At 65.6% G+C, this 26,058-nt stretch carries 27 protein-coding genes; 12 read left to right on the plus strand and 15 right to left on the minus strand.

The genetic code is table 11. The annotated features are described in order from the left end of the window. Nucleotides 1–44: 44 nt before the first annotated feature. Both HGO92_RS12050 and HGO92_RS12055 read right to left on the minus strand, forming a co-directional pair. Nucleotides 45–1,115, minus strand: coding sequence for an AI-2E family transporter (locus tag HGO92_RS12050; RefSeq protein WP_169995083.1), 1,071 nt, complete (start codon nucleotides 1,113–1,115; stop codon nucleotides 45–47). A gap of 88 nt (nucleotides 1,116–1,203) precedes the next feature. Continuing rightward, nucleotides 1,204–1,821, minus strand: a complete 618-nt coding sequence (locus HGO92_RS12055) for a DUF2238 domain-containing protein (RefSeq protein ID WP_169995085.1) — start codon at nucleotides 1,819–1,821, stop codon at nucleotides 1,204–1,206. Between the two features lie 270 nt (nucleotides 1,822–2,091). On the opposite strand from HGO92_RS12055, the gene HGO92_RS12060 reads away from it, so the two are divergent. After that, the gene (locus HGO92_RS12060) at nucleotides 2,092–2,499 is read left to right on the plus strand and encodes a hypothetical protein (RefSeq protein WP_169995087.1); all 408 of its coding nucleotides are present in this window, start codon (nucleotides 2,092–2,094) and stop codon (nucleotides 2,497–2,499) included. Here the strand turns inward: HGO92_RS12060 and HGO92_RS12065 are convergent. Genes HGO92_RS12065 through HGO92_RS12075 form a run of 3 tightly spaced genes read right to left on the minus strand, consistent with a single transcriptional unit; the run spans nucleotide 2,496 to nucleotide 6,915 of the window. After that, entirely contained in the window at nucleotides 2,496–3,344 is an 849-nt protein-coding gene (locus tag HGO92_RS12065) for an LssY C-terminal domain-containing protein (protein WP_169995089.1), read from the minus strand. The genes HGO92_RS12060 and HGO92_RS12065 overlap by 4 nt on opposite strands. Nucleotides 3,345–3,371: 27 nt before the next feature. Further along, nucleotides 3,372–4,001, minus strand: coding sequence for an SRPBCC family protein (locus HGO92_RS12070; protein WP_169995091.1), 630 nt, complete (start codon nucleotides 3,999–4,001; stop codon nucleotides 3,372–3,374). 34 nt (nucleotides 4,002–4,035) lie between these two features. Continuing rightward, the gene (locus HGO92_RS12075; RefSeq protein WP_240974585.1) at nucleotides 4,036–6,915 is read right to left on the minus strand and encodes a GH25 family lysozyme; all 2,880 of its coding nucleotides are present in this window, start codon (nucleotides 6,913–6,915) and stop codon (nucleotides 4,036–4,038) included. A gap of 288 nt (nucleotides 6,916–7,203) precedes the next feature. On the opposite strand from HGO92_RS12075, the gene HGO92_RS12080 reads away from it, so the two are divergent. Beyond that, nucleotides 7,204–7,449: a hypothetical protein gene (locus HGO92_RS12080; protein WP_169995093.1), complete on the plus strand. Its 246-nt coding sequence runs from the start codon at nucleotides 7,204–7,206 to the stop codon at nucleotides 7,447–7,449. Between the two features lie 67 nt (nucleotides 7,450–7,516). Next, nucleotides 7,517–8,560 (plus strand): matrixin family metalloprotease, encoded by a 1,044-nt coding sequence (locus HGO92_RS12085; RefSeq protein ID WP_169995094.1) that lies wholly within the window; start codon nucleotides 7,517–7,519, stop codon nucleotides 8,558–8,560. A gap of 50 nt (nucleotides 8,561–8,610) precedes the next feature. Here HGO92_RS12085 and HGO92_RS12090 read toward each other — a convergent pair whose 3' ends face one another. Next, the gene (locus HGO92_RS12090; RefSeq protein ID WP_169995096.1) at nucleotides 8,611–8,751 is read right to left on the minus strand and encodes a hypothetical protein; all 141 of its coding nucleotides are present in this window, start codon (nucleotides 8,749–8,751) and stop codon (nucleotides 8,611–8,613) included. 420 nt (nucleotides 8,752–9,171) lie between these two features. Between HGO92_RS12090 and HGO92_RS12095 the strand changes: the two genes are divergently transcribed. Next, complete coding sequence (locus HGO92_RS12095) at nucleotides 9,172–9,588, plus strand: hypothetical protein (protein ID WP_240974586.1); 417 nt, start codon at nucleotides 9,172–9,174, stop codon at nucleotides 9,586–9,588. Here the strand turns inward: HGO92_RS12095 and HGO92_RS12100 are convergent. The 3 genes from HGO92_RS12100 to HGO92_RS12110 all read right to left on the minus strand — a co-directional run bounded on the left by HGO92_RS12100 (nucleotide 9,585) and on the right by HGO92_RS12110 (nucleotide 13,753). Further along, complete coding sequence (locus HGO92_RS12100; protein ID WP_169995100.1) at nucleotides 9,585–11,675, minus strand: transglycosylase domain-containing protein; 2,091 nt, start codon at nucleotides 11,673–11,675, stop codon at nucleotides 9,585–9,587. The genes HGO92_RS12095 and HGO92_RS12100 overlap by 4 nt on opposite strands. An 86-nt stretch (nucleotides 11,676–11,761) precedes the next feature. Then, entirely contained in the window at nucleotides 11,762–13,162 is a 1,401-nt protein-coding gene (locus HGO92_RS12105; RefSeq protein ID WP_169995102.1) for a DUF2254 domain-containing protein, read from the minus strand. Between the two features lie 30 nt (nucleotides 13,163–13,192). After that, nucleotides 13,193–13,753 (minus strand): hypothetical protein, encoded by a 561-nt coding sequence (locus HGO92_RS12110; RefSeq protein ID WP_205834445.1) that lies wholly within the window; start codon nucleotides 13,751–13,753, stop codon nucleotides 13,193–13,195. Nucleotides 13,754–13,989: 236 nt separating this feature from the next. On the opposite strand from HGO92_RS12110, the gene HGO92_RS12115 reads away from it, so the two are divergent. Next, nucleotides 13,990–14,493 carry a hypothetical protein gene (locus HGO92_RS12115; RefSeq protein ID WP_169995104.1) on the plus strand — a complete coding sequence of 168 codons (504 nt, stop codon included), beginning with the start codon at nucleotides 13,990–13,992 and terminating at the stop codon, nucleotides 14,491–14,493. A gap of 55 nt (nucleotides 14,494–14,548) precedes the next feature. Here HGO92_RS12115 and HGO92_RS12120 read toward each other — a convergent pair whose 3' ends face one another. Both HGO92_RS12120 and HGO92_RS12125 read right to left on the minus strand, forming a co-directional pair. Next, nucleotides 14,549–14,899: a hypothetical protein gene (locus tag HGO92_RS12120; protein ID WP_169995106.1), complete on the minus strand. Its 351-nt coding sequence runs from the start codon at nucleotides 14,897–14,899 to the stop codon at nucleotides 14,549–14,551. A gap of 240 nt (nucleotides 14,900–15,139) precedes the next feature. Then, the gene (locus HGO92_RS12125) at nucleotides 15,140–15,397 is read right to left on the minus strand and encodes a hypothetical protein (RefSeq protein ID WP_169995108.1); all 258 of its coding nucleotides are present in this window, start codon (nucleotides 15,395–15,397) and stop codon (nucleotides 15,140–15,142) included. 379 nt (nucleotides 15,398–15,776) lie between these two features. On the opposite strand from HGO92_RS12125, the gene HGO92_RS12130 reads away from it, so the two are divergent. Continuing rightward, the gene (locus HGO92_RS12130; protein ID WP_169995110.1) at nucleotides 15,777–17,351 is read left to right on the plus strand and encodes a GAF domain-containing protein; all 1,575 of its coding nucleotides are present in this window, start codon (nucleotides 15,777–15,779) and stop codon (nucleotides 17,349–17,351) included. A gap of 38 nt (nucleotides 17,352–17,389) precedes the next feature. Here the strand turns inward: HGO92_RS12130 and HGO92_RS12135 are convergent, their stop codons facing one another. Beyond that, nucleotides 17,390–18,082, minus strand: a complete 693-nt coding sequence (locus HGO92_RS12135) for a response regulator (protein ID WP_440915776.1) — start codon at nucleotides 18,080–18,082, stop codon at nucleotides 17,390–17,392. A gap of 166 nt (nucleotides 18,083–18,248) precedes the next feature. Here HGO92_RS12135 and HGO92_RS12140 point away from each other — a divergent pair, with 166 nt between their 5' ends. Continuing rightward, the gene (locus HGO92_RS12140; RefSeq protein WP_169995112.1) at nucleotides 18,249–18,650 is read left to right on the plus strand and encodes a hypothetical protein; all 402 of its coding nucleotides are present in this window, start codon (nucleotides 18,249–18,251) and stop codon (nucleotides 18,648–18,650) included. Nucleotides 18,651–18,711: 61 nt separating this feature from the next. Here HGO92_RS12140 and HGO92_RS12145 read toward each other — a convergent pair whose 3' ends face one another. Then, on the minus strand, nucleotides 18,712–19,269 hold the full coding sequence (locus HGO92_RS12145; protein ID WP_169995114.1) for a hypothetical protein: 558 nt from the start codon (nucleotides 19,267–19,269) through the stop codon (nucleotides 18,712–18,714). Nucleotides 19,270–19,342: 73 nt separating this feature from the next. Continuing rightward, on the minus strand, nucleotides 19,343–19,804 hold the full coding sequence (locus HGO92_RS12150) for a MarR family winged helix-turn-helix transcriptional regulator (protein WP_346768940.1): 462 nt from the start codon (nucleotides 19,802–19,804) through the stop codon (nucleotides 19,343–19,345). A 124-nt stretch (nucleotides 19,805–19,928) separates the two neighbouring features. Here HGO92_RS12150 and HGO92_RS12155 point away from each other — a divergent pair, with 124 nt between their 5' ends. The 4 genes from HGO92_RS12155 (at nucleotide 19,929) to HGO92_RS12170 (ending at nucleotide 24,411) form a co-directional block, all read left to right on the plus strand. Beyond that, nucleotides 19,929–21,755, plus strand: a complete 1,827-nt coding sequence (locus tag HGO92_RS12155; protein WP_346768941.1) for an ABC transporter ATP-binding protein — start codon at nucleotides 19,929–19,931, stop codon at nucleotides 21,753–21,755. Between the two features lie 36 nt (nucleotides 21,756–21,791). After that, nucleotides 21,792–21,944, plus strand: a complete 153-nt coding sequence (locus HGO92_RS12160) for a hypothetical protein (RefSeq protein ID WP_169995116.1) — start codon at nucleotides 21,792–21,794, stop codon at nucleotides 21,942–21,944. Between the two features lie 74 nt (nucleotides 21,945–22,018). Next, nucleotides 22,019–22,459, plus strand: coding sequence for an Hsp20/alpha crystallin family protein (locus tag HGO92_RS12165; RefSeq protein WP_169995118.1), 441 nt, complete (start codon nucleotides 22,019–22,021; stop codon nucleotides 22,457–22,459). Between the two features lie 275 nt (nucleotides 22,460–22,734). Then, nucleotides 22,735–24,411 carry a RecQ family ATP-dependent DNA helicase gene (locus tag HGO92_RS12170; protein WP_346768942.1) on the plus strand — a complete coding sequence of 559 codons (1,677 nt, stop codon included), beginning with the start codon at nucleotides 22,735–22,737 and terminating at the stop codon, nucleotides 24,409–24,411. A 17-nt stretch (nucleotides 24,412–24,428) separates the two neighbouring features. On the opposite strand, the gene HGO92_RS12175 is transcribed toward HGO92_RS12170, so the two are convergent. Beyond that, nucleotides 24,429–25,211 carry an AfsR/SARP family transcriptional regulator gene (locus HGO92_RS12175; protein WP_169995120.1) on the minus strand — a complete coding sequence of 261 codons (783 nt, stop codon included), beginning with the start codon at nucleotides 25,209–25,211 and terminating at the stop codon, nucleotides 24,429–24,431. Nucleotides 25,212–25,466: 255 nt separating this feature from the next. Here HGO92_RS12175 and HGO92_RS12180 point away from each other — a divergent pair, with 255 nt between their 5' ends. After that, nucleotides 25,467–26,048, plus strand: a complete 582-nt coding sequence (locus HGO92_RS12180) for a hypothetical protein (protein ID WP_169995122.1) — start codon at nucleotides 25,467–25,469, stop codon at nucleotides 26,046–26,048. The last annotated feature ends 10 nt before the right edge of the window (nucleotides 26,049–26,058 follow it).

Consider the following 26,058-nt stretch of genomic DNA (forward strand, 5'->3'; position numbering starts at 1 on the left):
GCCCAGCGTAGTGCCCGTACGGTGCCGCCGCCAGAGCCGGGACGCTAATGCAGGTTTTGCCTGGGGATGACTACTTTCCGCACGATGATCACTGCCGATGCCGCCAGGGGCACTGCCACCAGCGCGCCGAGGACACCGCCCAGTGTTCCGCCGGCAACCACGGCGATGACGACAAGGGCGCCGGGCACTTCCACGGCCTTGTCCATGATCCGTGGCGTCAGGATGTAGGCCTCCACCTGCATGTAAACCAGATAGTAGATTCCGGCTGCCAGTGCTGTTTGGGGAGAACCGGCGAGGCAGACAAGGGTGATGATCGTGGAGGAGACGATCGTTCCTACCATCGGCACGAAGGAACCCAGGAAGGCCACAGTGGCCAGCAGCAGCGGGCTCGGAGCCTGGATCATTGTCAGGAAGACCGCGGACAGGACACCGTTGATGAAGGAGAGCCCGAACTCCCCGACCAGATATCGACTGATGGCATGGGCAATGTCTTCCGATACCTCGATAAAGGCAGGCCTCCGGCTCGCGGGGACCAGATCGTAGGCAAGCTTCTTCATCCGGCCCAGCGAGACCACAAAATAGACGGTCAGGATGAACACGAGGATCGCGCCGGAAATACCGCCGGCCAATCCCGCGCCGACTGCGAGGATTCCGCCGCCGAGGGCGATGAGGTTGGCAGGGTTGCTCAGGAATCCGGTCACTTCCCCGGCCAGCTGGTCCACGTCCAGATAGCCGGAGAGGATGCGTTCAACGTTGTCCACCCAGTCCGAACGCAGTACCTGTTCGGCAAACAGGGGCAGGGAGGCGATCAGGTCCCGGACTTCCCTGATGAAAAGCGGAATGATCCAATACAGCAGGCCGGCTGTGATGAGTCCGAGGACCACAATCGCTACGGTAACGGCTGCGGGCCGCGGCAGCTTCCTGCTTTCCAGCCACCTGATCACGGGATCAAGCCCTAGCGCGGCGAAGAGCGCCAGCCCGACATAGATGATCAGCGTCGCCAGCGACGAGACCGCGGCCCAGATGACAAGCCCGACGCCCACGCCCAAGGCGCCGGCAAGACCCAAGCGGAATGCTTGGATCCGCCGTGGCCGGGCTCCGGCTGCTGTATCCATGACCTCTGCCTTCCGCCTTGCCGGCCACCGCGGTCCGGGCCGGCGGGACCCCGGAGTGCTCCGGCTTCGAGGTAACGTCATGGTCCTATCAACCGATCCTCGTGCTGCTTTCCTGACCCGCAATCCCGGCCCGCCGGGATGACCACCATGCCATCACACCGCCGGCAAGCAGGGATCCCAGCGTTCCCGCGGCCAGATCAAGAATGGTGTCGTCGTAGCCGACAAAAATATCCTCACTGAGAAAATTGTGGCCGAACCACTCCCACAACTCCCACCAGGCGGCCGTAGCCACACCGAAGGCCAGCGGAAGGAGGACGAGCCGGGCGCTTCGGCGTGGCACGGCCGTTTCCCGGATACCGGGAACAATGCCGAACCGGGAGCACACGAAGTACGCCATGGCTGCGATAGCTCCGGTGGTCAGGAAATGCACGCCGACGTCCCACCAGCGCAGCGCCTCGTACCATCCAAGGACTCCGCTCCACGCGGCCACCAGCACCGTCAGCCCGAAGGAGAAATCGAACCCCGCAGGCGCCTTCGCCCAACGCGGCAGCAGCAAACCCAGGAAAACCGCCACGAACCGGAACACCTCGGCCGGGCCGAACCAGGCTGCCGCCGCAACGCAGCTGAGCAGCGCAGCCAGCCGCACGAGATTGGCCAGCCATGCCAAGACCCGCTGCCATAACGGCACGGTTTTACCGGTTCCCATGCGGTCACGCTACAGATAACCGTTCGCCCTCGCCAGAGCAACGGCCCAAGTCACAGCTAGGCCTGCATCCATGTCACAGTCGCATAAAGCATCTGCGCAGTCCTTTCAGCAGGCACGACCGGCGGCAACCCGGTGCAACGCTTAATCCGGAGGCGGGGCGGCCGGTCACAATCGTGCCAACTCCGTTGTTGGGCTGGACGGCCCTGCCTATGTTGGAGCCATCAGGGCACCCGACATCGGTACGCCACCTCCAATCCGAGGAATGAAATCATGATGGGACGAAGGAACAGGCCAATCCTGCTGCTCTCGGCAGCGGCGCTCGGTACGGCGCTGCTGACCGGCTGCGGAAATGAAACACCGGTCCAGGAGGCAGAGGAAGAGGGCCCTGCCGCCGTGGCCAAGATCCTGGGCGAGTCCGTGACCATGGAGTCCGAAGTTGAAGAAGTCGTCGGACCGAACGTATTTATCGTCGGCGAAGACACCATGGTCCTTGCCGCCGGCATGACCGAAAATTTGGCAGAAGGAGACGACGTAAGGGTCCATGGAACTGTCCAGAGTTTCCTCATGAGCGACGTCGAGCCGCGGCTGGGCATTGATCTGAACGACGACGAGACGGAGCGCGTTGTCGAATTTGAGCAGGAACTCGTTGTCGTCGCCGACCAGGTCGAGGAGCTCTAACCAGCCAGGGCGATGATGGGCAGGTCGCCGTCGGTTTCGATGGCGTCTCCTCCCCCGTTCCTGCTGTGGTAGCCGGTGGAGAAGTGTCTGACCGTGTGCACTGCGGCACCGGATGAATGCAGTGCGGCAGTAACCAGGTCCCGCTCAGTGTCCGTGTTCTCCGCGATTTTGTGGGTGATCTGGAAGGTGAACAGGGATAGTCCTACTCGCCGATCGTAGGTGGCTGCACCGACCAGCTCCACCTTGAAGCCGCCCGGCAGCCGCCAATCCGGTGGACAGTTCCAGAACCTGACGTGGTGCCGCTCCGCCGGACTGCCTGCTACCTCCCGTTCAAAGACCAGCGATTGCTTGTGCCCGAAAACGAACAACGGGCTGACAGGCGCAGCGGGATAGCTGCGCCGCAACAGGGCGGCGCGGACAATGTGCCAGCCCGTTCGCCAGGTCAGCGGATCCGCCTCCACCCAGCCGGCGGACAGCATGGCGATCCGCAGCTGCGTGGCAGTGCCGATGACCGCCAGGTTCACCGGATCACCGAGCAAGCCGTCCGCGGTGCGTGTCCGGCCGATGAAATAGCTGGGCACATAGATCCGTGTCAGCACCCGGTTCAGCCGCGGCAACAACACGTAGGCCGCCAGCACCCAGATCGGCAGGAACAGCCAAAACCGGCGCCCGCCGTCGTCAATTTCGTCGAGCAGCAGTTCGTAAGCGGCCCATCCTGCCAGCGAAGTGGACAGGAAAAAGAACAACCGTTGCAGCCAGAGCAGCGCAGTTGCCTCTATCTGCTGGTACCAGCGCCGGTCTGAAACCGGGTGGTCCGGTTCCCTGTCTCCGTCCTTCGTGTTCATTGTCCGGTTAGCGCGTTCATCGTCCGGTCAGCGCGGTTGGCCTTCGGCCAGCGCTTTGAGCCGCTGGAGGCTTTGGGCCATGCCGGCGTGCATGACTGCCCGCCGGTTCTTGTTTTCCTTGCTGCCGGACTGGATGATCCACCAACCGATCCGGGTGATCGGACGCACGACTTCATAGGATTCGGTTACCCGTGTCCCCGCTCCTTCCGGCTCAAACCGGTAGCGCCAGACCAGGGTCCCGGCGAACGGTTCGGTTCGGGCAAAGGCGAACTCCCGGCCCGGCTCCGCCGTGGTGATCACCGGCTTATTGTGCCAGCTGGCCCGGCCGACCGTGTTGCGGGCCTTGAACCTCGCACCGACCTTGGGTCCTGAAGCGCCGTCAAGCCAGACGCATTCGGCAACCTCCGGACTGTATTCAGGTGTTCTGGTGACGTCCGCGACGATCGCGTACAGGACCTCGGGGGCAGCGTTGATGTACGTAGTGAGCTCGTCCCGGTCCAGAGTCTGCACAGCCAGCTCCTTCAAAGCCGCGCCCCGGGCGGGGCGCTTGAATTTCAGCATCCGCCTGCCTGGCAGTGCGGTCAAGGATTCCGGCAACACAAAGGCGGCGGCCCCGGGCATGATGCCCGAAACCGCCGCCTGGTGTTGCCTCTGCATGCTGCTGGATCCCTACTGGTTCCAGCGGCGGATCTTACAACGAGCCCTTGACCAAGCCCGGCTTCACGCCGTTGTTCGTGAATCGCGTGCCGGCGTAGTAGTACATGGCGCCCGTCGGCCTGGTAGCCAGCAGATCCGTGTTGTTGTCCGTGCCGGCATCACCCGGTCCGAGGATCCGGTTGTACTGCGACCAGCCGCTGCTGCCGATCTTGCGTTCCGCCGCGAACCACCCGCCCGAGGAGGCGCTGGTGCGTCCGGCCAGCAGCCACAGCGTGCCGTCAGGCTTGCGGGCCGTCAGGTCGCCGGTGCCGCCGTCGTCGTAATCTCCGACCGCGGTGAGGTGGTCGTACTTGTTCCAGCCGGTGGCGATCCGGCTGCGCGCGGAAACCTTGCCCGTGCCGGTGCCCGGATAGAGCCACGCCGTGCCGTCCGGGCGCACGCCGATCAGGTCCTTCTTGCCGTCCCGGTTCACGTCGCCGGCGCCCAGCAGCGTGTTGAACTGGTTCCAGCCGCTGGCGCCGATGCGGATCCGCGGCATGTAGCCTTCGCTGATGGAGTTGACCCGGCCGGTGCCCTTGTAGAGCCACAGCGAGCCGTCCTTTTCGCGGGCCAGCAGGTCGTTGGCGCCGTCCCGGTTGAAGTCGCCCACGCCGACCAGCGCGGTGTAGATCTGCCAGCCGGTGCCGATGCGCACCGCGGCGGCGTGGCCGCCCCTGCCGTTGCCGGCGGCGAACCACAGCGTGCCGTTGGACTTGCTGGCCACCAGGTCTGCCTTGCCGTCGCCGTTGAAGTCGCCCGGCGTCGCCACCAGGTTGTAGGCGTTCCAGCCCGTTCCGGCGGCCACGTGCGGCAGCATGCCGGAGGCGTCCTGCATCTGGGTGCCGGCGTAGAAACGCAGCGACTTGTCCGGGTAGATGCCCAGCACGTCCGGCTTCCTGTCGCCGTTGTTGTCGCCCGCGCCGAGGACCTGGCTGAACTTCTGCCAGCCGCTGGAGCCGACCTTCTGCGGCACGCCGAACGAGGCATTCAGAGCCGCCTTCCGGCCGGTTCCCCGGTACAGCCACAGCGTGCCGTCGGCCTTAACCGCGAGGACGTCGGCCTTGCCGTCGCCGGAGTAGTCGCCCGGAGCGGCGAGCTTGGTGTACTTCCAGCCCGAGGCGACCTGGACCCGGGAGCCGGTCTTCCCGGTGCCTAGGCCCGGGTAGAACCACACGGTCCCGTCCGGGCGCGTGGCCAGCACGTCCGCCCGGCGGTCCCCGTTCAGATCGCCGGCGGCAATGACCTCGGTGAACTGGTTCCAGCCGCTTGAGCCGACCTTGACCCTGGGCTTGAAGGTCTTGGTGCCGACGGCGCCGGTGCCCTGGTAGAGCCAGAGCGAGCCGTCCCGGTGGCGGGCCAGCAGGTCAGGGTACGCATCGCCGTCGTAATTCCCTGCGCCGACCAGCTTGTTGTAGATGTGCCAGCCGCCGCCGATCTTCACGGCCTTGCCGTAGCCGCCGGCGCCGTTGCCCGGGTAGTACCAGAGGCTGCCGTCGGTGCGGCGGGAGACCATGTCGCTCTTGCCGTCGCGGTTCAGGTCGCCGGGGACAGCGCTGGTGACGGTGTAGTCGCCGGCTGGCTTCGGCGCCACGGCGGGTGCCGGGGCGCTCACGCCGTTGGGGTACTTGGCGAAAGCGACCAGCTGCGCCTGGGTGCCGCGCCAGACGTTGGAGTCGCCGAGGAAGGGGCCGGATTCGCTGTACTGCCAGATGTCGTAGCGGGTCCAGCCGGCGGGCAGCCACGGGTAGGTGACATTGCCGGTGGAGAAGTGCGCGATGTGCAGCGGGTGGTCCTTGAAGGCGCTGCTGTAGCCCAGGCACTGGTTCCACCAGCTGCCGTTGGTGTAGATGGCCGGCACGCGGCCGGTCCGGGCCTTGATCTGGTTGGAGAAGTCGCGCACCCAGTTGACCAGCTGCGAGGGGCTCATGTTGTAGCAAGTGTTGCCCAGCTCCGGGTACGGGTTGAACTCGATGTCCAGCAGCGGCGGCAGCGTCCTGCCGTCGGCGGACCAGCCGCCGCCGTTGTTGACGAAGTAATCCGCCTGGGCCTTGCCGCTGGTGACGTTGGGGATGGCGAAGTGGTAGGCGCCGCGGATCATGCCCACCTTGTAGGAGCCGGAGTACTGGCTGCCGTAGCTGGGGTTCTTATAGCTGGTCGCTTCGGTGGCCTTCACGTAGGCGAAGCGGGCGCCGAGGTTCCACTCGGTCTGCCAGTTCACGCTCGGCTGCCAGCCGGAGACGTCCATACCCTGGACGCCCGGCGCACGCCAGTGGTTGCGGTTGGTGGCCGCGGCGATGGTGACGGCTGCCGTCCGCTCGATCTCGAGGACGTCGAGCGTTTCGGCGAGCTCCTCCTGCGCGTCTTCCTGCTTGAGCTCTGCTTCGCGTTCCTGGCGCATCTCCAGGCCCTTGCCCATCTCGGCGCCGTGTTCGCCCTGCAGCTCTTCCAGGAGGGCCAGCTTCTGCGCCTGCGTCAGCTTGTCCACGTCCACCTCGACGGGGGTCTCCGACGCCGGTGTGCCCGTATCCTCGGCGGGTTCGGTGGCGGTCTGGCCCGGTTCGGGGGCTTCCGGCGCTTCAGTGGCCGGCCCATCTGACGGCTCATCAATGGGGTCGACGGCGGGCGTTTCCGCCGGTGCGGCGTCTTCCACCGGTTCCGCGGACCCGAGCACGTCCGGCAGCGTTTGCCGTTCGGCCAGGCCCTTGTCAACCGACGACGGCGGCGCCTGGGTTTCGGTTGGTTCGGTCACCGTGACGGCCGGGGCGGGGAGGGATTCGGCCGCTGCTGCCGGCTGCATGATGAGCACTCCGGCCACGCTGATGGTCAGGGCGGTGGCACCGGAGACAGCGCGCTGCCAGGCCTTCCGGGAGGTCAATCGTTTATATAACGGACCGCAGGCAGGCGGGCGCGAATGAACGGTGTTCATAGGTAACTCCAGATAGCGAGACTTGGTGCACCGCCCCAATCCGAGACACGCGGCGCCGAATAAGAGTAACCGATTCACCACCCGCTTGGGTTACGGTTTGATCACGCTCGCGCGGCTGATTGGCGCCCCGAAGTGTTGTGGCTTGTCAGGGGCCTCAAGGTATTCACAAGGTGACCCAAGTAACTTTTCACCTGACCACTGCAACCTACGCCGGACCGCCGATTGAAAGACAGGTTCATGAGCTACACGACGAAGACCTTGGCTTATCCGCGCCGCCGCGACATCCGCCTCGGCACCGCCAATCCCGTTCCGCCCACCGGCATGATCGCAGCGGTTCCGCTGGTTACAGTACCCTCGGGCAGCCCGCTGCCGATGCGCCGGGACCTGCGGACGGGCCCGCGGCTGCGGCAGATGCGGACCGTCACGGCAGCATTCGCCGTCGCTGCGTGTGTCGGGGCCCTTTGGCTGCTGCTGGGCCGGTAGCTGCCGGCCGCAGAATTGTCCTGGCCGTGGGCTAGGGTCGGGTGGATCAGGCAGTTGGGGGAAACAAATGCCATATAGCCGTGGGGATGGGCCGCACCCTCCGCCCACCGAAAACGTCAGCCGCAGGATCACCGGTACATCGGAAACCCTGCGCAGCTCCGTGTCCGGACGCATCCCGCAGTGGGCGCTGGACGAGGCCCTTGGACAGGGGCCGGCCCCGGCCGGTTGGCGGACTCCCCCGGCGGCCCCGGCCTCCACCGTTTCCCCGCACGCTCTACGGCGCGCTCGACGCCGCAGGAACCGGGGTGGTCTCCACCGGAACCGCCGGTACCCTCTCTGGCTGACCACCGCGGTGTCCATCACTGTTGTGGGTGCCCTGCTGCTGGCGCCGACCATGGGGAGCCGGGTGCTCAACGCCCTGCCGGGGCTTTTAGCGGCAGCCGAGATGCCGCCGTCGGGCGTTGGAGCTGCGGATGCGCCGCTGGGCACACCGCCAGCCGCCACCGGATCGGACCAGTACCGGTTCCTTGAATTCGACGGGCTGGACCAGCCCTTCGTCGCCTACGATCCCTGCCGGCCAATCCATTATGTGGTCCGCGCGGACGGGGCGCCGGCCGGAGGCGCGGAAATGATCGAGGAGGCGGTCCGCATTGTCTCGGCGGCTTCCGGACTCCAGTTCATTAACGACGGCGAAACCGCCGAAGCGCCCCAGGCCGGCCGGCCGAAGTACCAGCCGGACCGCTACGGTGAACGCTGGGCACCGGTGCTCATTGCCTGGTCAACACCCGAGGACAATCCGGATCTGGGTGGCGACACCATCGGCCTGGGCGGCAGCTCCCCGGTAGGCCTCGAGGGCGAAACGATGGTTTATGTCACCGGGCAGGTTGAGCTGGACGGCCCGCAGATGCGCGACGTCCTGCAATACCCCGGTGGCTGGGAAGGTGCGCGGTCAGTCGTCGTGCATGAACTGGGCCATGTCCTGGGGCTGGACCATGTGGATGATCCGGGCCAGCTGATGTACGCGGGCGGGAACTCCCAGACCCAACTCGCCGACGGGGACCGTGCCGGCCTTGCCCTCCTCGGCCAAGGCGAATGCGTCCCCGAGCTCTGACGCGCAGGCGCGCGGACCAGGGTGAGGAGCCCGGCAGCAGGCGCCGGGGTTCAGTCCGTTTCCGGGCCGTCGCAGTAGGGGCAGCGGGCGGAGCCGAAACCGCAGGCGTCCAGGAACGCGTCTGCGGCGATGCCGGTGGTGGATTCGAGGAGGCGGTCGGTCGGTATTTCTTCCAGAACAGTGTGCGTCATTGCGGGTCCTTAAGTGCGGCTTCTCATCCTGCAGCCGGGAGGTCCAGATGCGGTGCCGCGGCAGGGTCAGCTGCCACGGCACCGAACGGTTCCAGAACCTCAGGGCAAGAGGTCGGTCGAGGCCCTGGACCTGCGCTCCCGGACGGAGTGCGGACCGGTCTTCCGGTGGGATTTGCGGTCTTGGTCACAGACTATGGGAGGCAGAGGGGTCCCATCAGTGTGCAAGCGCACAGCACCAGGGATGAGTCTGTGTGCCGCTGACAAGGGCTCTTCGGCCCCCCTCGCCGGGGGCGGAACGGACGGATAAAATGACGGAACAAGTGGTAAACGGCGCTCCGGCTCAGCGGACCAAGCCTTCTTAGGCGACCTCCCCCGAATTCCCGCTCATTTGTCGCATCGGACTTCCCCATCATGAAAACCATGTCACGCGCTTTGGCTGCGGCCGGAGCCGCCGCACTCCTGACCGCCTTTTCCATCGCCGCGCCCGCAAGCGCGGCCGGCACCCTCACCGCTCCCGACGAGGGCGAGCTCCTTGGCGACGGCGCTGCTGTCACCCTGTCCATCACCTACGAGTGCGACAGCGGGCAGAATGCGAACGTGTTCGCCGAAATCGCCCAAACCGTCGAGGACGACCGTGTCGCCAGCGGCAACGGGTTCGCCGCTCCGGTCGACTGCACCGGCGAGGAGCAAAGCGTGGAGGTGTCCGTGCTGGCATCCGGGGGCTTCTTCGCGTTCACCGAAGGAACCGCCGTCGCCCGCATCTTCCTGGCCACCTGCACCGTGGGAGCCTGCGAGCAGGTGACTGCCACCGTGGAGCTGGAGCTCGTGGAGGATTAGCGCATGCTGAAGGGAATCTCGCCGAAGTCCCCGGTCTCGTAGAGCGGAGCCACTTCGCGCATGTACTCGGTCCACTGCGCCCCGGCGATAGTGGAGCCGTCCACATAGTCGCGGACCACGCCGTTGATCGGGACGTAGTTCAGCGACGAGTAGGACGTCCAGTTGCCCACCCAGGACGCGGTGGAAATGCCCTTCGTGTAGCCAACGGTCCACGTCTGCTCGGAGAGGTCGGTGGTGCCGGTCTTGGCTGCGGCCGGCACACCGATGGGTGTGATGTTGCCCGGCATCTCCTGCACCAGGTCCTGCAGCGGCTTGCTGATGGCTGCCGCCACACCCGGTTCCAGGACCTGCTCGCACGCCGGCTCCGGGATCTCGTAGCTCTTGCCTTCGGAGTCGGTGACCTCGGTCAGGGCGATCGGCTCGCAGTACTCTCCCCCGCTGGCGAAGGTGGCGAACGCGGCGGCCATGGTCAGCGGGGAGACCTCCTGCCCGCCGATCACGAAGGACGGGTTGTTCACGACCATCGGCTCGCCGTCCACCGCGCGGTGGACGCCGAGCCTGTTGTACACGTCGCGGATCTCGCACAGGTCCAGCATGGCGGCCTGGGCCGCGGTCGCCGAGTTGACCGACGAGGTCAGCCCCTCGCTTACGGTCATCGGACGGGCGTAGCCGGGCAGCGCGTTCTTGAAATCCCACTCGCTGAAGTAGGCGGTGTCCGGCAGGCAGCTGGCCGTCCAGTTGTATCCGCCGGGATAGTAGGTGCGGCTGGCGTCCACCACATCGCTCAGGGCGTTCCCGGCCTCCAACCAGGCAACGGTGGTGAACGGCTTCACGGTGGAGCCCGGCTGGAAGCCGTACGGCGTTCCGCCCATGCCCGGATCAACGTTGAAGTTCAGCTCGGTGTTACCCTCGCCTGCCTCGGGCGTGTAGTTGGTGTTCTGCGCCATCGCGAGGATCTTGCCGGTACCCGGTTCAACCGAGATCATGGCCGAGCCGGCGCCGGACGCGTCACCCACCGGAACCTGCTCCTCGATCTGTTCCTGCGCTTCCTCCTGCAGCCGGGAATCCAGCGTGGTCTGGATCTTGAGGCCGCCGCGGACCAGCAGTTTGGCGCGCTCGGCGGCATCTTCGCCGAAGGCGTCGGACTGCATGACCAGGTTTTCCACGTAGTTGCAGAAGTAGGCGGCGAACTCGGCCCCCACGCAGCCCGAGTGCACCGGCTGCAGGTCAATCTCCAGATCCGAGGCGACGGCGTCGTCGTACTCTTTCTGGGTGATCTTCCCGTTGCGCAGCATGGCACCCAGCACCGTGTCCCGGCGCTCCTTGGTGGCCTCCGGGTTGGTGACCGGGTTGAAGTAGTTCGGCGACTGCACCATGCCGGCGAGCATGGCGGACTGCGCGATGTTCAGCTCGGCGGCCGGAATACCGAAGTAGGTCTGCGCGGCAGCCTCCACGCCGTAGGTCTGGCCGCTGAACAGGACAATGTTCAGGTAGCCCTGCAGGATTTCCTCTTTCGAGTACTCCCGTTCGACGGCGATGGCCAGCTTGGCCTCCCGCAGCTTGTCCGTGATGTTCTTGGTGCCGCTGATGGTCAGCTCGTCGGCACTCTTGCCCGCTTCCACGCCGTTGTCGATCAGCACGTTGTTCACATACTGCATGGTCAGCGTGGATGCTCCCTGCAGGCTGCCGCCGGCGAGGTTGCTGGCCGCGGCGCGCATGATGCCCTGCAGGTCCACGCCGTTGTGCTCGTAGTACCGCGTGTCCTCGATGGAGATTATGGCATCCTGCATGTGCTGCGACACCTCGTCCAGCGTCACGGGCACCCGGTTCTCCGCGTAGAAGGTGGCAATGAGCTCCCCGTCCGCGGAGTAGATGGTGGAAGGCTCATCCATGGGGTTGGTCTCGAGATCGCTGGGCAGCTGGTCGAAAATGTCCACCGAGGTGTTGGCTCCCGCGGCGGCCACGGCGACGGACGGGACCAGGAGCCCGGCCGCCAGGACGCCGCACAGCACGCTCACCCCGAAGAAGAGGGCCAGTTTGCCCAGCTTCGTCGAGCTGTCCAACAAAGGAGTCTTGTGAATGCGCATGGTTTTAACTGTAAGGTGCAACCCTGACCGTTTGCTTCGAACAAGCAACCGCTGTGAATTACAATCCGAGAACGACGGCGGGACGTTCAGTTTGCGAGCAGGGCGGCAGTTTCGTTCGCGGCCTGCATCAGACGGGTGCGCTCGGCCCGCTCCAACGAGGCCGCTTCGATGGCGCTGCGCACCTGTTCGAGCTGCAGTGCGAGGGCGCCACGGTAGCGCCGGTCCTTGTCGCACCAGGCTACTTCCCGCAGCAGCTCCACCAGCCGGGCGGCCACCATCGGGTCCTTGGCACCGTACAGGCGCGGCTGGCTGACGGCTAGATCCAGCAGCTCCTCGATGCTGGGCAACGCCAGCACCACGCGGACCCGGCCGCCGTCGTCGTTGTTGCGGCCGCCGCTGCCGCCGTCGTCGTTGTTGCGGCCGCCGCTGCCGCCGTCGTCGTTGTCCCGATCGTCAATCATCATGCGCGGTCCCGGGTTCCGGTCCACGAGGCAGCACAGCAGGCTGGACAGGTGGCCCAGCACATGGATCGCCGTGGTCGGGTCATTGATCCCCGGGGACAGCGCGCGGGCCGCCACGTCCACCAGCTGGCGGAAGCCGAACGCCACATCCTGCACATTGGTGCGCTCGAAGCCGGTGGCCACCACCTCGTTCACCCGCTTCCCCAGCTCAGCGGCTTCCTCGGCACCAAGTGCGCCGCCGGAACCGGTCTTCCAGGCGCGCGCAAACGGCACTCCTTCGATCAGCGAGCTGCCCGGCCCCCGGTCGATCTTGACTACCGCGCCGGTCTCCCGCGCGGCCTGCAGCAGCGCGTCTTCGTCGATGCTGGTCAGGAATCCGGAGCGGGCGGACGTGATGGGAATGCTTCCCGGGCCCGGTTCCGGTTCCTGCGGCTGGGGCGGGGCGCCGGCGGGAAAGATCCGGTCAATGGTGACCTTGGTTTCCTCGTGCACGTTGCGCATCATCGTCTCCACCCGGATCTCGCGCGTCAGGTGGGCCAGGAACAGGACCAGCCCCATCACGCTGGCCAGCGACAGGACAAACGAGACGGTGACGGAGATTTCCGGGACAAACGGCCCGTCTTCGTCCTGCTGGGTCCGCACGCTGCGCAGCACGGTCAGCGCGAAGACAAAGGTGGACAGGAACAATGCAAGCGTCACGTGCACAAACCGGTCGCGCGTGAACGTGCGCAGCAGGCGCGGGGAGAACTGGCTGCTGGCCAGCTGCAGCGTGACCACCGTGAGGGAAAAGGTCAGCGAGGTGACCGTGATGAGCGACGAGGAAATAGCTTCCAGTACCGAGCGCGCCGCCTCAGGTCCGCCGCCGAACAGCAGGGCCGTCACCGTGGGCGGCAGGTCGTCGTCGACAGCTGAATCGAGGCGGGGAAGGATGATGCCCAGAACTACCGAGAGAACGACGGCGACCGCCGGCACCGGCCAGAGCTGGGTCCGCAGGGTGTCCCGGATGCGTTCGCTGCGCCTCTTCATGCACTCATTCTGCCCCAGCCGGGGCTGCTGTCAGCCGCTGGGACTCATATCGACGTTCAACGCCATGATGTAGGGCTCCTGGTCCCAGGCGGCGTAAAGGGGATCGTCGAGGTCCGCGCCCAGATCGTCCTCAACGTACGGCAGGTCCAGCACCGTGTGGACCACACCCTTGACCTGCACCGGTTCGCCTGGCTCGAGGTCGGCCAGGTCGCCGTCGTAAATCACCAGCAGCGGTTCAACCGTCGTATCGTCGGTACCGGCGATGGTGAAGGCCTCCGGCGCCACCACCTCGTTCACGTCGGCCGAGACCGTAACGGTCTGGCCTTCGAGCGAGTCCAGCTCGTCAACGAACTTCTGGTCATACAGCCCCTCATAGGGACCGCCGGGCACCGACGGCGACGCCGAGCGCGGAGCCTCCGCTCCCAACGGATCATCGGCTGCCTCCTGGACGTCCTCAACATCGACCCCGCTCTCGGGTCCCGACGTCCCGCAGCCGGCCAGGCCGAGCGAGGCGAAAACAAGGGCGCCCGGAAGCCCCAGGCGGACCGTCCAGCTCCTCACGTGTTCACTCTGGGAATGATGAATCGACATGGCCTTGCTCCTTCGATGTGCAGTTGATTCAGCTGGTTTCACCGTAAAAACACGCCGGAAGAGAGGTCAACGGACTTAACACAACCGGAACCCGGGCAACATACGCCGTTACCGGCCCGTTCTGCTTGATCGCGCCAACCGGTTACGATCCGGTCAATACCGTTGTCCGGATTGATCAGTGTGCTTAGGTTAGGAGTAAACGTACGTGTTGGACGAGCAACGTTAGGATCCCCACCATGAGAAAACCAGGCACTGTCCTGCGACATCTGATCGCCGTGCTGGCCGCCCTCGCCATGGCCTTTACGCTCTCAAGCTGCGCAGAAACGGACGTGGAAGAAACAGACCCGGTGGCCAACGGGGTCAACGCGGATATCGGGCCTATGCAGGTGCGGAGCTTACTGATCGTTGCCGCGGCCGAAGGCCAGCCGGGCCGTCTGCTGGGCACACTCTCCAACACCGCGGACGAGCCCACGGAGGTCATCATCACAGATGCCAACAGTGAAGTGACGGTGACGGTCGACGGCGGCACGGACTATGGGTTCGACACGAACGTCCACCAGCTCCCGACCGTCACCGAACCGCCGGGATCGCGCGTCCCGGTCACCGTCACGGTCGGCTCCGAGAGTGCAGAGTTGCTGGTCCCGGTCTTCGACGGCACCTTGGAACCCTACCGTCAGTACCTGCCGCCGGGTGCCCCGTCCCCCAACGCCTCGGAGACGGCCTCAGACCCGGCCTCTTAGGACGCACTCAGACCCGGCCTCTTAGGACGCAGTCGCCCTACCGCCTGGCGAAGTTCTACGCAGTCAGGGGTTCCAGCACCTGGAGCCGGCATTCGGAATGCAGCGGATCGGACTTCTCCGGCAGGCAGCCGCGCTCTACTGCGGTCTGCAGATCCGCCAGTGCTTCGGCACCGGCGTGGGCCTTGGACAGATCGACAACTATTTCCATCCCGGGCACCAGCGCGTTCGTACGCCGCGCAATGGCGTAAAGCGCCTTGAGGTTTTGTATCGTCACCGTTCCGCCCACCTGGATCCGCGCCGACTGCATCGTGGTGTCCAGGCGCACCAGCACCTTGAGTTTCCGGCTGGCAGCGCCGGCGAAACCGGTCTGGTGCGCGGGATTTCGTACTAGTTGCGTGGTTGTCATACCCGTCCTTCTGAGATCTCCGGGGAACTGCTGATTGCTGCCGTGGACCGCCGATAGCCTGGGCGGTCCACGGCTGCATTTCCGTACTGGACCCCGGGCGCCTTTGCTCGGGACCGGCACGGAATCGGGATTGCCACTTACGTGGTGCGGCCAGTCCCCCCTGCTGGCTCCCGATATGCACCACCTACAGGCTCCCGTGCCCCGGCCATTGCCAATAGGGCCCAAAGTCCCGCCTTCAGGTCAGGCGTACCAAAACCAGCCCGGCGGCTCCCAGTCCGAGGGCACCTCATGGCCACTGAACTGCCCGCATTTAAGGCAGCTGTAGCTGGCTTCGGCGGAGGTAAGACCTGTCCCGGGCTGCAGCCGGGGCGGAATGAACTCCTCAATGATCAGATACTGGTCCGAGCGGCAGGTCTCGCAGAAGGGCAGTTCTGGTCCGATCCCGATTGTGGGCACCGCTATTGCCGCATCGTCTTCTTGCCAAGCGGGTAGAACCATAGGGGTTTCCTCCGGTCTTGCTCAAGACTTGTGCCGGACGTCATTGGTCCGGCGCAGCAGCCGTCAGAGGCCGCATGATCAAAAGTCTGCCCTAGCCACTTTGGAAAGAGGAGGGCCTTTCGTCCCTCAATTGTTATAAAGGTGCTAAGAGCCCCTGATTGAACCATTCAGCCCGCACGACGGCGGCTGATTGGCGCATTCAGGAAGCCCCTGCAGCAGTCCGGCAGAAGGATCTAACGCCGTAATAGCTTGACGCGTGTTGCCCCCGGCAACTTAGATGACAGTCCAGAGCTTTAGCGCAACAGCCGGGCTGCAGAGTACGAACATCGGTTGGGGGACGTATGTGGATTCCGGATTCGTCGGCTGAAGGCAGGACCGGATGAAACACCTGCTGGCTGCCGTGATGGCGCTCGCTGAAGACCTAAGCCTGGAAACCGTCCTGCAGCGGGTGGTGGAGTCGGCCTGCCAGTTGGTGGATGCCCAGTACGGCGCCCTGGGCGTTGCCGGTGAAGACGGCACTTCGCTGAGCCACTTCATTACCGTCGGCATCGACGAGGAAGAACACCACCGCATCGGCGACCTGCCAACCGGACACGGCGTGCTCGGGCTGCTGCTTCGCGAACCCGTGGCGCTGCGGCTCAATCCGCTCAGCGGGCACGCAGACGCCCATGGCTTTCCGCCCAACCATCCGCCGATGCAGTCATTCCTCGGGGTGCCGATCCGCGTCCGGGGTGCAGTCTTCGGCAGCTTGTACCTGACGGAGAAGAAGGGCGGCGGCAGCTTCACCGTCCGGGACGAGGAATTCGTAACCACCCTTGCCGCGGCGGCGGGCGTGGCGATACAAAATGCCCGCTTATTCGAGGCCATGAGGCGCCGTGAGCAGTGGCTGCAGGCCTCGATGGAACTGAGCATGCGGTTGCCTTCCAAATCCCAGGACCCGCGAGATCTGATCGTCGACCACGCGCTGGCACCGTCCGGGGCTGCGCTGGCGGTGTTCGCCACCCCGGCCCAGGACGGGATGATCGCCCGGTGCGAAGCTGCCGCAGGCGAGCGCGCGGGGGAAATTGTCCGCCAGAGCGTCCCGGTCTCACTCACCGTTCTCCACTCCGTGCTGGAGACAGGAAAGCCCGTATTGTGCGAAGCGGCAGATCTGGTGGACCCGGAAAAAGCGGAGGGGCTGGGGGCCGCGCTGGTGGCCCGGCTGTCCCCGCGCGGCGGCGAACCCAGCCTGCTGGTGCTCTGCCGGGCGCCCGGGGCCGATGGCTTCCATCCCGTTGATCTGGACATGGCAGAAATCTTCTGCACGCATGCTTCGCTCACCATGGAGCTGGCGCAGGGCCAGCGGCTGCGTGAACAGTTGGTGCTCTTTGCCGACCGGGACCGGATTGCCAGGGATCTGCACGACGTCGTCATCCAGCGCCTGTTTGCCGCCGGTTTGAGCTTGCAAAGCCTGCGCCGCTACACCATGGAGGACAGCGCCCAGGAGCGGATCACCGACGTCACCCGGGAACTGGACGAAGCCATCCGCGAGCTGCGCGACACCATCTACTCCCTGCGCGCCGATGCCCAGGAGGAAGTCCTCAGCAGCAGGATTGTCCGGGCAGTGCAGGAAGGCACCCGGGCGTCCGCCTTCACACCCCGGCTCGAGATTTCCGGTCCCATTGATTCGGATGTGCCGGACAAGGTGGCCGAACACCTGCTGGCGGTCATTCGGGAAGGACTCAGCAACGCGGTGCGCCATTCGGATGCCGACCATATCGAGGTCGCCGTGGCAGCTATCGACAATCGCGTCCGGCTGGCCATCAAGGACAACGGCCGCGGATTCGCCCATCCCCTGCGCCGCAGCGGCCTGGCCAACCTCGAGCAGCGCGCCGAAGAACTCCACGGCACTCTGGACCTCAAGAGCGCTCCGGGCAAGGGCACAAGCCTGGTCTGGACAGTGCCGCTGGCGTAGCGGACTCCGCAGCAACGCCGGCAGTCATCAGGCGACCGCTACCCCACCCCGTCGGGCTGCGCTTCGCCGGCGGCCTTGGCCACGAACACCGCGGCCTGGGTCCTGCGTTCGAATCCGAGCTTCGCCAGAATGGAGGACACGTAGTTCTTGACCGTCTTCTCGGCCAGAAACAGCTGGTCGCCGATCTGCCGATTGGTCAGGCCCTCGCCGATCAGCGCCAGAATGCGCAGCTCCTGCGGGCTCAGCGCGTCCAGCCGGGGATCCGCCGCCTCGGGCCGGGCCAGCCCCTGCAGGATCCGGGCCTTCAGGTCCGGCTCGAAAAGCGACTCCCCGTTGGCGGCCTTGCGCAGCTCCGCCACGAGATCCGTCCCGACAATCTGCTTGAGCACATAGCCCAGCGCCCCGGCGATGACCGCGCTGCGCAGCGAGCGTTCGTCGTCGTAACTCGTCAGAATCAGGCACCGCAGCGACGGATCGACGGACAGCACGTCCCGGCAGACCTCGATCCCGGTGCCGTCCGGCAGCCGCGCATCGAGTATGGACACGTCCGGACGCAGGGCGGGAATCAGCCCCGTTGCCTCCCGCGCCGAGCCTGACTGGCCGATGACCTCGAAGCCCTCGCCCTCCAGCAGGTCCTGGAGTCCGCGCCTGACCAGTTCGTGGTCATCGAGAATAAAAACCTTGATGCTGCGGTCCGCCGAATCCGGCTGAGCGCGCGCTGCCTCGTCCACCTGTTCCCCATTCACGATGGCACTCCCATGTGCTCCGTCATACGGTCCGGTCCCCTAGTTCATTGTTACCGGGTCTGCCGGATTCGCCAAGTGGCCAAGGTCCCGTGAGGAAATGTGATGGAAACGCTATCTGGCTAGGGCATTTGAAGCAGGCCCGGACCATAGGATGGAGAAAACACTCCCATCCGACGTCCGGCTTGCCCGGCTGAAAGTCGAGTTGATGACTCCCCCGGCTGAAAACGCCCCTTACCCCCGCCGGCGCGACATCCGCAGCGGGGCAGCGGACCCCGTGCCCCCGACCGGCATGATCCCCGTGGTCCCCTTGCCAACCAAGTTGTCCGTGCCGGCCCAGCCTGCCCTGCCCGCCCGCAAGGAACTGCGGACCGGGATGATCCAGATCGTCCCGCCCGCGGACGGCCAGCCCTCCTCGGAAACGCGTTACGTACCGGCGCCAAAACCTGAAACAACGACGGCGGACCCGGCCTCGCGCCGCAAGCCGCTCTGGATTGCCGGCGGCGCAGCCGTGGTGGCGGGGCTCATCGCCGCGACGTTCCTCTTCTGGCTCTGACGCTCCTGGTTCCGACGATTCTGGTTCCGGCAGTGACGCTCCTGGCGACGTCCGCCGGGTGCTAGGGCAGAGTCCGCCGGGGTCTGGAGCTTCTCGCGAAACGCGCGATGGCCACGGCAGACAGGGTTGCCAGCACGGGAATCAAGACCAGCGGACCCACTCCTGCCAGTCCGTTGCTCCCGGCGGCTAGCAGTCCCATCATGCCGATCCAGCAGAGCACTGCCGCGTAGGCTGCGACCACTGCAAGGCCGTTGAAGAAGCGGGGGTGGTTGGCCGGGTACCGGCCGAGTTTCGTCCTTGGACCGGACTGCCGATGCTGCCGCCGACCCGCAAGCTTACGGTGCTGGCCGTGCGGAGGCTTCCGGTGCCGCCCGTCTGTGGAAACGGCAGCCGGCCCTTTCAGGCAGAGCCGCCAGGCTGCGTAAAGCCCGAGCGTGAACAGCACGGGGAAGAACAATAGATGCGGTATCGCATAGACAAGGGCGGGCGCCGCGACCAGCAGGGCGATGGCGCCGAACCAGCACAGGCCGACGCCGTAAACTCCGATGACCAAGAGGGTTTTTCTGGCGCCGCGGCTGAGTGCCGGAAGCTTTACGGGGATGAGTTCCTGGCTGGACATATCCGCTCCGCTGCGAGACTGGGACGATCTGGAATCATACCATCACAGCACGGATAGCCCGCGTTGGCGAGACCTACTGCCCGCGGTCCTCGGACGCCCGGTCGAAGGTCAGGGAGGCACCTTCTTCGGCGCGCAGGAGCCGGCCCAGGGTGGCCGCGAGCTCGGCGCGCTCCTCGTGGGTCAGAACCGCGAAAAACTTGTCGGCCTGCTCCAGCTGCGCGGCACGAATGGCCTCGGACAGCTCGCGGCCAGCGTCGGTCAGGGTCACCACGGTGGCACGGCGGTCGGCCGGGTCCGGCTGGCGCACGCACCAGCCGCGCTCCTGCAGGCCATCCACGACTTCGGTGGCGGAGCGCGGAACAATGTGGAGCCGTTCGGAGAGTTCCCCCAGCCTCAGCTGGCCGTGGCGCCTGAGCATGCCCAGCGCCCGGGACTGTGACGGCGCAACGTCCCACGGCGCCAGCGCGTCCCGGGAGAGGTGCCGCAGCCGCCGGGCTACGGCCCAAAAAGAATCCAGCAAGTTTTCATCGGCCACGGGAATAGACTATCAGCGGTAGCGGTTGTACCCTCATAGTGAGGTTACCTCAGCAATTCTGCTGGCCTCAGTCATCAACCGGCCGTCCAATCAGAACGGCCTGGCGCCCCTCGAGAGAAACGGGGTGGTTCCCACGGAATCCATCAATACCATCAGCTTGGCCCCCGGCGGCGGCCGTGGCGGCGGACCCGGCCGCGCACCTACCGCCGCGGAACGCGACCAGGCGCAGCACGTTTCGCTGCGGCGCATTGCCGCACTGTTCCGCCCCTACCGCTGGCAGCTCACGCTCGTCACCGCCATCATCATTGCGTCCTCCGTGGTCTCGATGGCCTCGCCCTTCCTGCTGCGCGCTGTCATCGACACCGCGCTGCCGGAGCAGGACGTCCGGCTGCTGGTTTTCCTGACCGCAGGCATGCTGGCCGTCGCCGTCATCACGGCCGCCTTCGGCGTGGTCCAGACCTGGATCAGCACCCGGATCGGCCAGCAGGTGATGCACCGGCTGCGCTCGGATGTGTTCACGCATCTGCAGCGCCAGTCCATCGGCTTCTTCACCCGCAGCCGCGGCGGCGAAGTACAGTCCCGCATCACCAACGACATCGGCGGTATGCAGACGGTTGTCACGTCCACTGCCACGAGCATCGCGGCGAACCTCACCACCGTGGTGGCCACCGCCGTCGCCATGGTGGCACTGTCCTGGCAGCTGAGCCTGATCTCGCTGCTGGTGATGCCGCCGGCCGTGATCCTCACCCGCAAGGTCGCCACCATGCGGCGCGAAATCACGGCCCGCAAGCAGCGCGAGTTGGCGGACATGAACGTCACGATCGAAGAGTCGCTCTCCGTCAGCGGCATCCAGTTGAGCAAGACCCTGGGCACCGGACCGGCACTGGCCGCCCGCTTCACCGAGTCCTCCGGCCGGCTCACGGACCTGGAACTTCGCTCCGAACTCGCCGGCCGCTGGCGCATGGCCACCATGAGCATCATCTTCGCAGCCGTCCCCGCCGTCATCTACCTGGCCGCGGGCCTGCCTGCCACCGCCGGAAACATGACCATCGGTACAGTGGTGGCGTTCACCGCGCTGCAGAGCGGACTGTTCCGGCCCCTGATGGGACTGCTGAACGTCGGCATCACACTGACCAGCTCGCTGGCCCTGTTCGCGCGCATCTTCGAGTACCTCGACCTGCCGGTGGAGATCCAGGACCCGGACTCCCCCGCCGTCGTTGTTCCTGCCGCGCTCAAGGGCCACGTGCGGTTCGAGGATGTGAGCTTCAGCTATCCGGGCAGCGAACTTCCCGCGATCGACGGCGTCAGCCTGGACGTCCCGGCCGGCACCACCCTGGCGCTGGTGGGACAGACCGGTTCGGGCAAGAGCACACTGGCTTCCATGGCCGCCCGGCTGCACGATCCCGGCGCCGGCCGCATCACTATCGACGGCATGGACATCCGCACCATGGCGCTGGCGGACCTGGCCTCCGTGGTCGGCATGGTCAGCCAGGACACCTACCTGCTGCACACCACGGTACGCGAAAACCTGCGCTACGCCAGACCGGACGCCACCGATGCGCAGATCGAACAGGCCGCACGCGACGCGCAGATCCACGAGCACATCATGGCACTGCCGGACGGCTACGACACCATGGTCGGCTCCCGCGGCCACCGCTTCTCCGGCGGCGAAAAGCAGCGCATCGCCATCGCCCGGACGCTGCTGCGCAACCCGCAGGTGCTCATCCTCGACGAAGCCACCAGCGCGCTGGACACCCGGACTGAACGAGCCGTGCAGGAGGCCTTCGACCGGCTGGCGCAGGGGCGGACCACCATCACCATCGCCCACCGGCTCTCCACCGTGCGCAACGCTGACCAGATAGCAGTGCTCGACGGCGGACGCATCGTTGAGACCGGGACGCACCATACGCTGGTGGAAGAAAACGGCCGCTATGCCGCACTGGCTGCCTGAGCGGCCCGGGTCGACGGGCTGCGGCATACTGGGACCATGAAGCAATTGCTCACCGTCCTCCTCCTGGCGGCCATCGTCCTGCTGGTGCTGGGCATCGCCGTCCAGGCCGTGAAGTTCCTGCTCTATGTGGGCCTGGCCGTGCTGGTGGTCTCCGGCGCCGTCCTGCTGTTGACCCGTGAACAGGACTGACGCCGGAAGCTTGTCCTTGTCACCGCATGCCTCCGGTGGGAATCTGTAAGAAACCCGACTGAAAGGACACGGCCATGGCTGAGCAGCATAAGAGGCTTCCCTTCGACCCCCGCAGGTCTCCCGGCGAACTGCTGGAGCCGCTCCGGCGCTTGTTCGATACGGAAATGGAGTCCTCTTCGGGCATCCGGGTCGAGGAGTTCGTGGACGGCGAGACCATGGTGGTGCGCGCCGAACTGCCGGGCATCGACCCGGACCAGGACGTGGACGTTTCCGTGTCGGACGGCGTCCTGCACATCAAGGCCGAGCGCCGGGAACAGACGGAACACCGGGACAAGGACAGTTACCGCTCGGAGTTCAGGTACGGCTCGTTCACCCGGGACGTCACGTTGCCCGATGGCGTGAACGCGGACGACATCAACGCCACCTATCGCGACGGCGTACTGGAAGTTCGGACGCCGATGCCGCCCAAGCCGGCAAGCGCTCCAGCCCGCAAGGTGCAGATCAACCGCGGATGAGTTAAAAGTCTCGCGTGAGTTAAAAGCGAAGACCCCCGCCAGTCTCGGAGCGGGGGTCTTCGGGCGTCCCCGGGCGGATGAATGGGGGAAAGCATCCGGTCCGGGAGCGGCCAATATCTTGGGGGAAGATAATCGCGGCCAGCTGTGCCGTGTACAGTCTGCCAATCCACCGCACACAATGGTGAATCGTTTGTTACAAACCACGTAATGTTGCGCGTTTGGCCCAATCTTGCCCGATTCCCCCATCCCGCTCGTCCACGGGAGAAGATCGAGAAGTGGCAAACGTAGATCAAGAAACTTCAGAACAGCCGACGGCGGATCGACTGCGGGACATCGCCGAGCGCTCCTTCGGCATGGAGACCCTCCGCGAGGGCCAGCTTGAAGCCATGGAGGCAGCCGTTGGCGGCAGGGACGTTCTCGCCGTCATGCCCACCGGGCACGGAAAGTCGGCCGTGTACCAGGTGCCGGGCGTGGCAATGCCGGGTACCGCCGTCGTTGTTTCGCCCCTTTTGGCACTCCAGCGCGACCAGGTGGACGCCATCAACGCGGACCTGCAGGCGGAGCGGGCCTTCGCCATCAACTCGCAGGTGCGGGCCAAGGCCGAGCGGGCCGCGTGGGAGGCGCTGGAGAACGGGGAGGCGAAGTTCATTTTCCTGGCGCCCGAGCAGTTAGCGCGCGAGGAGACCATGGCGCGGCTCGCCAAGCAGGACATCAGCCTGTTTGTGGTGGACGAGGCGCACTGCATCTCGTCGTGGGGCCATGATTTCCGGCCGGACTATCTCACCCTGACCGCGGTGGTGAAGCGGCTGGGCCATCCACCGGTGATCGCGCTGACCGCCACCGCCTCGCCGCAGACCCGCAACGAGATTGTCGACCGGCTGGGCATGCGCGATCCGCACACCTTTGTGCACAGTTTTGACCGGCCCAACCTAAACCTGAGCGTGCAGCGCCACCACGAGGAACGCAGCAAGCAGGACGCCGTGCTGGAGGAGCTCGCGGAGCTCCAGGGACCGGGGCTGCTCTACGCCGCCACGCGCAAGGACACCGAGTTCTACGCCGCGGAGCTCGCCGAGCGCGGACTGCGGACGGACGCCTACCACGCCGGCCGCAAGGCCTCGGAGCGGAAGGACATCCATGAGCGCTTCCACGCCAACGAGGTGGACGTCGTGGTGGCCACCACCGCGTTCGGCATGGGGATCGACAAGCCGGACGTGCGGTTTGTGGTGCACGCGGACATCACCGACTCGCTGGACAGCTACTACCAGGAGATCGGCCGGGCCGGGCGGGACGGCGAGCCCGCCCGCGCCGTGCTGCACTACCGCTCCGAGGACCTGGGGATGCAGCGGTTCTTTGTCGGCGGCACCCCGGCCGAAGAGGACCTGGCCGCGGTGTTCGAGGCCGTCCGGGACCACTCCCCCATCCGCGCCGCCGGCCTGCGCGAACACACCGGCCTGACGCCACGAAAACAGACCCGGGTGCTGAACCTGCTCGAGCACAGCGGCAGCATCGCGGTGAACCGCAGGGGTTACCGCGCCGTCGGCTCCGTCAGTGCCGAGGAAGCGGTGGAGAAGGCCCTGGCCGAATCGGAATCGCGCCGGCTGATCGATAAGTCCCGGATTGAAATGGCGCGCGGCTACGCCGAGACGGACACCTGCCGGCGGGACTGGCTCCTCAACTACTTCGGCGAGGAGACGGACGGCTACTGCGGCAACTGCGACAACTGCGAAGAGGGCTCCCGGGCCGAGGCGGAGGCGCACGAGGCCGCCATGCCGGAGGGCTACGAGATCCAGCGGCCGGTCACGCACCGCGAGTGGGGCCACGGCATTGTCATGGGGACCCAGCCGGACCGCATCACCGTGCTCTTCGACTCGGTGGGCTACCGGGATCTGGCTTTGAAGGCAATCGAGGAAGATGAGGGACTGCTGACGTACGACGGCGGCGGCGCGGCTTAGTTACGCCGGCTCGCCTATCAGCTGGCCTGTCGGGCGCCGACAGGCAGAGAGTGGCTTCTCTCCGCGGACCGGGGCACAGTTACCAGCAGGTCGGCCAGGCCCCGGGAAGGTGCAACGCCAAGTTCTTCGCGGTACCGGGAGCTGAAGTCCTTGTACCCGCGCAAGGCTTCGGCGTAGTTCCCTTCCGCCAACTGTGCCTGCATAGCCAGCCGTTGGGCCTCTTCATTGAGTGGATCGATTTCCATCGCGGAACGGGCTGCTTCGACGGCGCCGTACATGTCCTCCAGCCGGAAAAGTCTCCAGGCCAGCTGCTGAAGGGCTTGCGTGCGTACGCTGCGCCATTCGTCCTGCGCTTCCACTACCCAGTCGTCATACCAGCCAGGCAAGAATTCACCGTGGCACAGCAGGTGGCTGCAGGCGATGGCCGCGGCGCCTTCGATTTCCAAGGTTCCGCTCAGCTGCTGCCGGAGTTCCTGGACATCCACCCGGACGTCCGGTGCCAGGCCGACCCGGCCGAATTCGGCAACCAGGACGCCCGGCAAGTCCCGGGATACCTGGCACAAACTGATGCGCAACGATCCTGAAGCCTGCTTTTTGCTGGCCTCCGGCCATAGTATGCGTGCCGCAGTGGAACGTGGCATTGGTCCTTGGAATGCCAGCAGGGCGATCAGGCGCTGCTCGCGTCGTGAGGGTATGTGGTCAACCATGCCGCGCCGCAAGCGCCAGCAGCCGATCAGCCCCAGACTCCACTGTTCCTCATCACTGACGCTACCGTTTGGTCCTATGCCGAAGATGTCCATATCCGCTCCCGAGGTCCGATTAGATGCTGGACCAGAATGCGCTTGCAACAGCTCCGGCGGCGTCCACCGCAGGGCGCAAAACCGCCGTACTTCCCGGGATGCACCCGGTACCGCCAGGGGCATCGCACTACACCTGCAGATGTAGCGCGCGAACCAACTTGCAGATGGATCCGCCGAATGCCCTGCCGAAGCGAAACTGATGGCGTACCCCGATGGGACGCAACGAATCAGCCAAGACATGCAGGAGCAAAACCAATGTTCGCTAAGAAGAACTCCGGTAACGGAGCAGCATCAGTACGCAGCAAGGGCACGCTGGTCAAGGCAGCCACCACTGCCGCGGGCCTGGCCATCGCCGCATCGGCCGTGCCGCTTGCCCTCGCTGGCCCGGCTCAGGCAAACGTCGCCGCCCAAACTGCAGCCGTCACGCAGAGCCAGGGCCACCACGGCTACAAGTACGGGTGCGAGGTGGAACCGATGAAGCCGAAGGTTTACTACAAGAAGCACAAGGACCACCACGGCAACTACTACAAGAAGGCCCACCACATCGACTACAAGGTCAAGGTCCATTGCGAAGATGGCTACTGGATCGATCTGCACCAGAAGACCTGGAAGAAGGGCCACGGCGGCGACGAGTACATGGGCGGATGGAAGCACAAGGACAAGTTCGACCATGAAGGCTACGAAACTTACACCGTGCGGTACGGCGCCCCGGACCATTACAAGCATGGCGAGAAGGTCTACCACAGCGTGAACTACAGGACGCACAAGCACGGTTATGACTGGTCCAAGTGGTACGGCTGGGAGAAGAGCCACTACGAGTACATCTACAAGTACTAACCCGTCAAGA

This window comes from Crystallibacter degradans (assembly GCF_012952295.1).
GTDB lineage: Bacteria > Actinomycetota > Actinomycetes > Actinomycetales > Micrococcaceae > Crystallibacter > Crystallibacter degradans.

Coding starts and splice junctions, on each gene's coding strand:
- HGO92_RS12050 (WP_169995083.1), bottom strand. CDS start 1,115: ATGGATACAGCAGCCGGAGCCCGGCCACGGCGGATCCAAGCATTCCGC.
- HGO92_RS12055 (WP_169995085.1), bottom strand. CDS start 1,821: ATGGGAACCGGTAAAACCGTGCCGTTATGGCAGCGGGTCTTGGCATGG.
- HGO92_RS12060 (WP_169995087.1), top strand. CDS start 2,092: ATGATGGGACGAAGGAACAGGCCAATCCTGCTGCTCTCGGCAGCGGCG.
- HGO92_RS12065 (WP_169995089.1), bottom strand. CDS start 3,344: ATGAACACGAAGGACGGAGACAGGGAACCGGACCACCCGGTTTCAGAC.
- HGO92_RS12070 (WP_169995091.1), bottom strand. CDS start 4,001: ATGCAGAGGCAACACCAGGCGGCGGTTTCGGGCATCATGCCCGGGGCC.
- HGO92_RS12080 (WP_169995093.1), top strand. CDS start 7,204: ATGAGCTACACGACGAAGACCTTGGCTTATCCGCGCCGCCGCGACATC.
- HGO92_RS12085 (WP_169995094.1), top strand. CDS start 7,517: ATGCCATATAGCCGTGGGGATGGGCCGCACCCTCCGCCCACCGAAAAC.
- HGO92_RS12090 (WP_169995096.1), bottom strand. CDS start 8,751: ATGACGCACACTGTTCTGGAAGAAATACCGACCGACCGCCTCCTCGAA.
- HGO92_RS12095 (WP_240974586.1), top strand. CDS start 9,172: ATGTCACGCGCTTTGGCTGCGGCCGGAGCCGCCGCACTCCTGACCGCC.
- HGO92_RS12100 (WP_169995100.1), bottom strand. CDS start 11,675: ATGCGCATTCACAAGACTCCTTTGTTGGACAGCTCGACGAAGCTGGGC.
- HGO92_RS12105 (WP_169995102.1), bottom strand. CDS start 13,162: ATGAAGAGGCGCAGCGAACGCATCCGGGACACCCTGCGGACCCAGCTC.
- HGO92_RS12110 (WP_205834445.1), bottom strand. CDS start 13,753: ATGTCGATTCATCATTCCCAGAGTGAACACGTGAGGAGCTGGACGGTC.
- HGO92_RS12115 (WP_169995104.1), top strand. CDS start 13,990: ATGAGAAAACCAGGCACTGTCCTGCGACATCTGATCGCCGTGCTGGCC.
- HGO92_RS12120 (WP_169995106.1), bottom strand. CDS start 14,899: ATGACAACCACGCAACTAGTACGAAATCCCGCGCACCAGACCGGTTTC.
- HGO92_RS12125 (WP_169995108.1), bottom strand. CDS start 15,397: ATGGTTCTACCCGCTTGGCAAGAAGACGATGCGGCAATAGCGGTGCCC.
- HGO92_RS12130 (WP_169995110.1), top strand. CDS start 15,777: ATGAAACACCTGCTGGCTGCCGTGATGGCGCTCGCTGAAGACCTAAGC.
- HGO92_RS12140 (WP_169995112.1), top strand. CDS start 18,249: ATGGAGAAAACACTCCCATCCGACGTCCGGCTTGCCCGGCTGAAAGTC.
- HGO92_RS12145 (WP_169995114.1), bottom strand. CDS start 19,269: ATGTCCAGCCAGGAACTCATCCCCGTAAAGCTTCCGGCACTCAGCCGC.
- HGO92_RS12160 (WP_169995116.1), top strand. CDS start 21,792: ATGAAGCAATTGCTCACCGTCCTCCTCCTGGCGGCCATCGTCCTGCTG.
- HGO92_RS12165 (WP_169995118.1), top strand. CDS start 22,019: ATGGCTGAGCAGCATAAGAGGCTTCCCTTCGACCCCCGCAGGTCTCCC.
- HGO92_RS12175 (WP_169995120.1), bottom strand. CDS start 25,211: ATGGACATCTTCGGCATAGGACCAAACGGTAGCGTCAGTGATGAGGAA.
- HGO92_RS12180 (WP_169995122.1), top strand. CDS start 25,467: ATGTTCGCTAAGAAGAACTCCGGTAACGGAGCAGCATCAGTACGCAGC.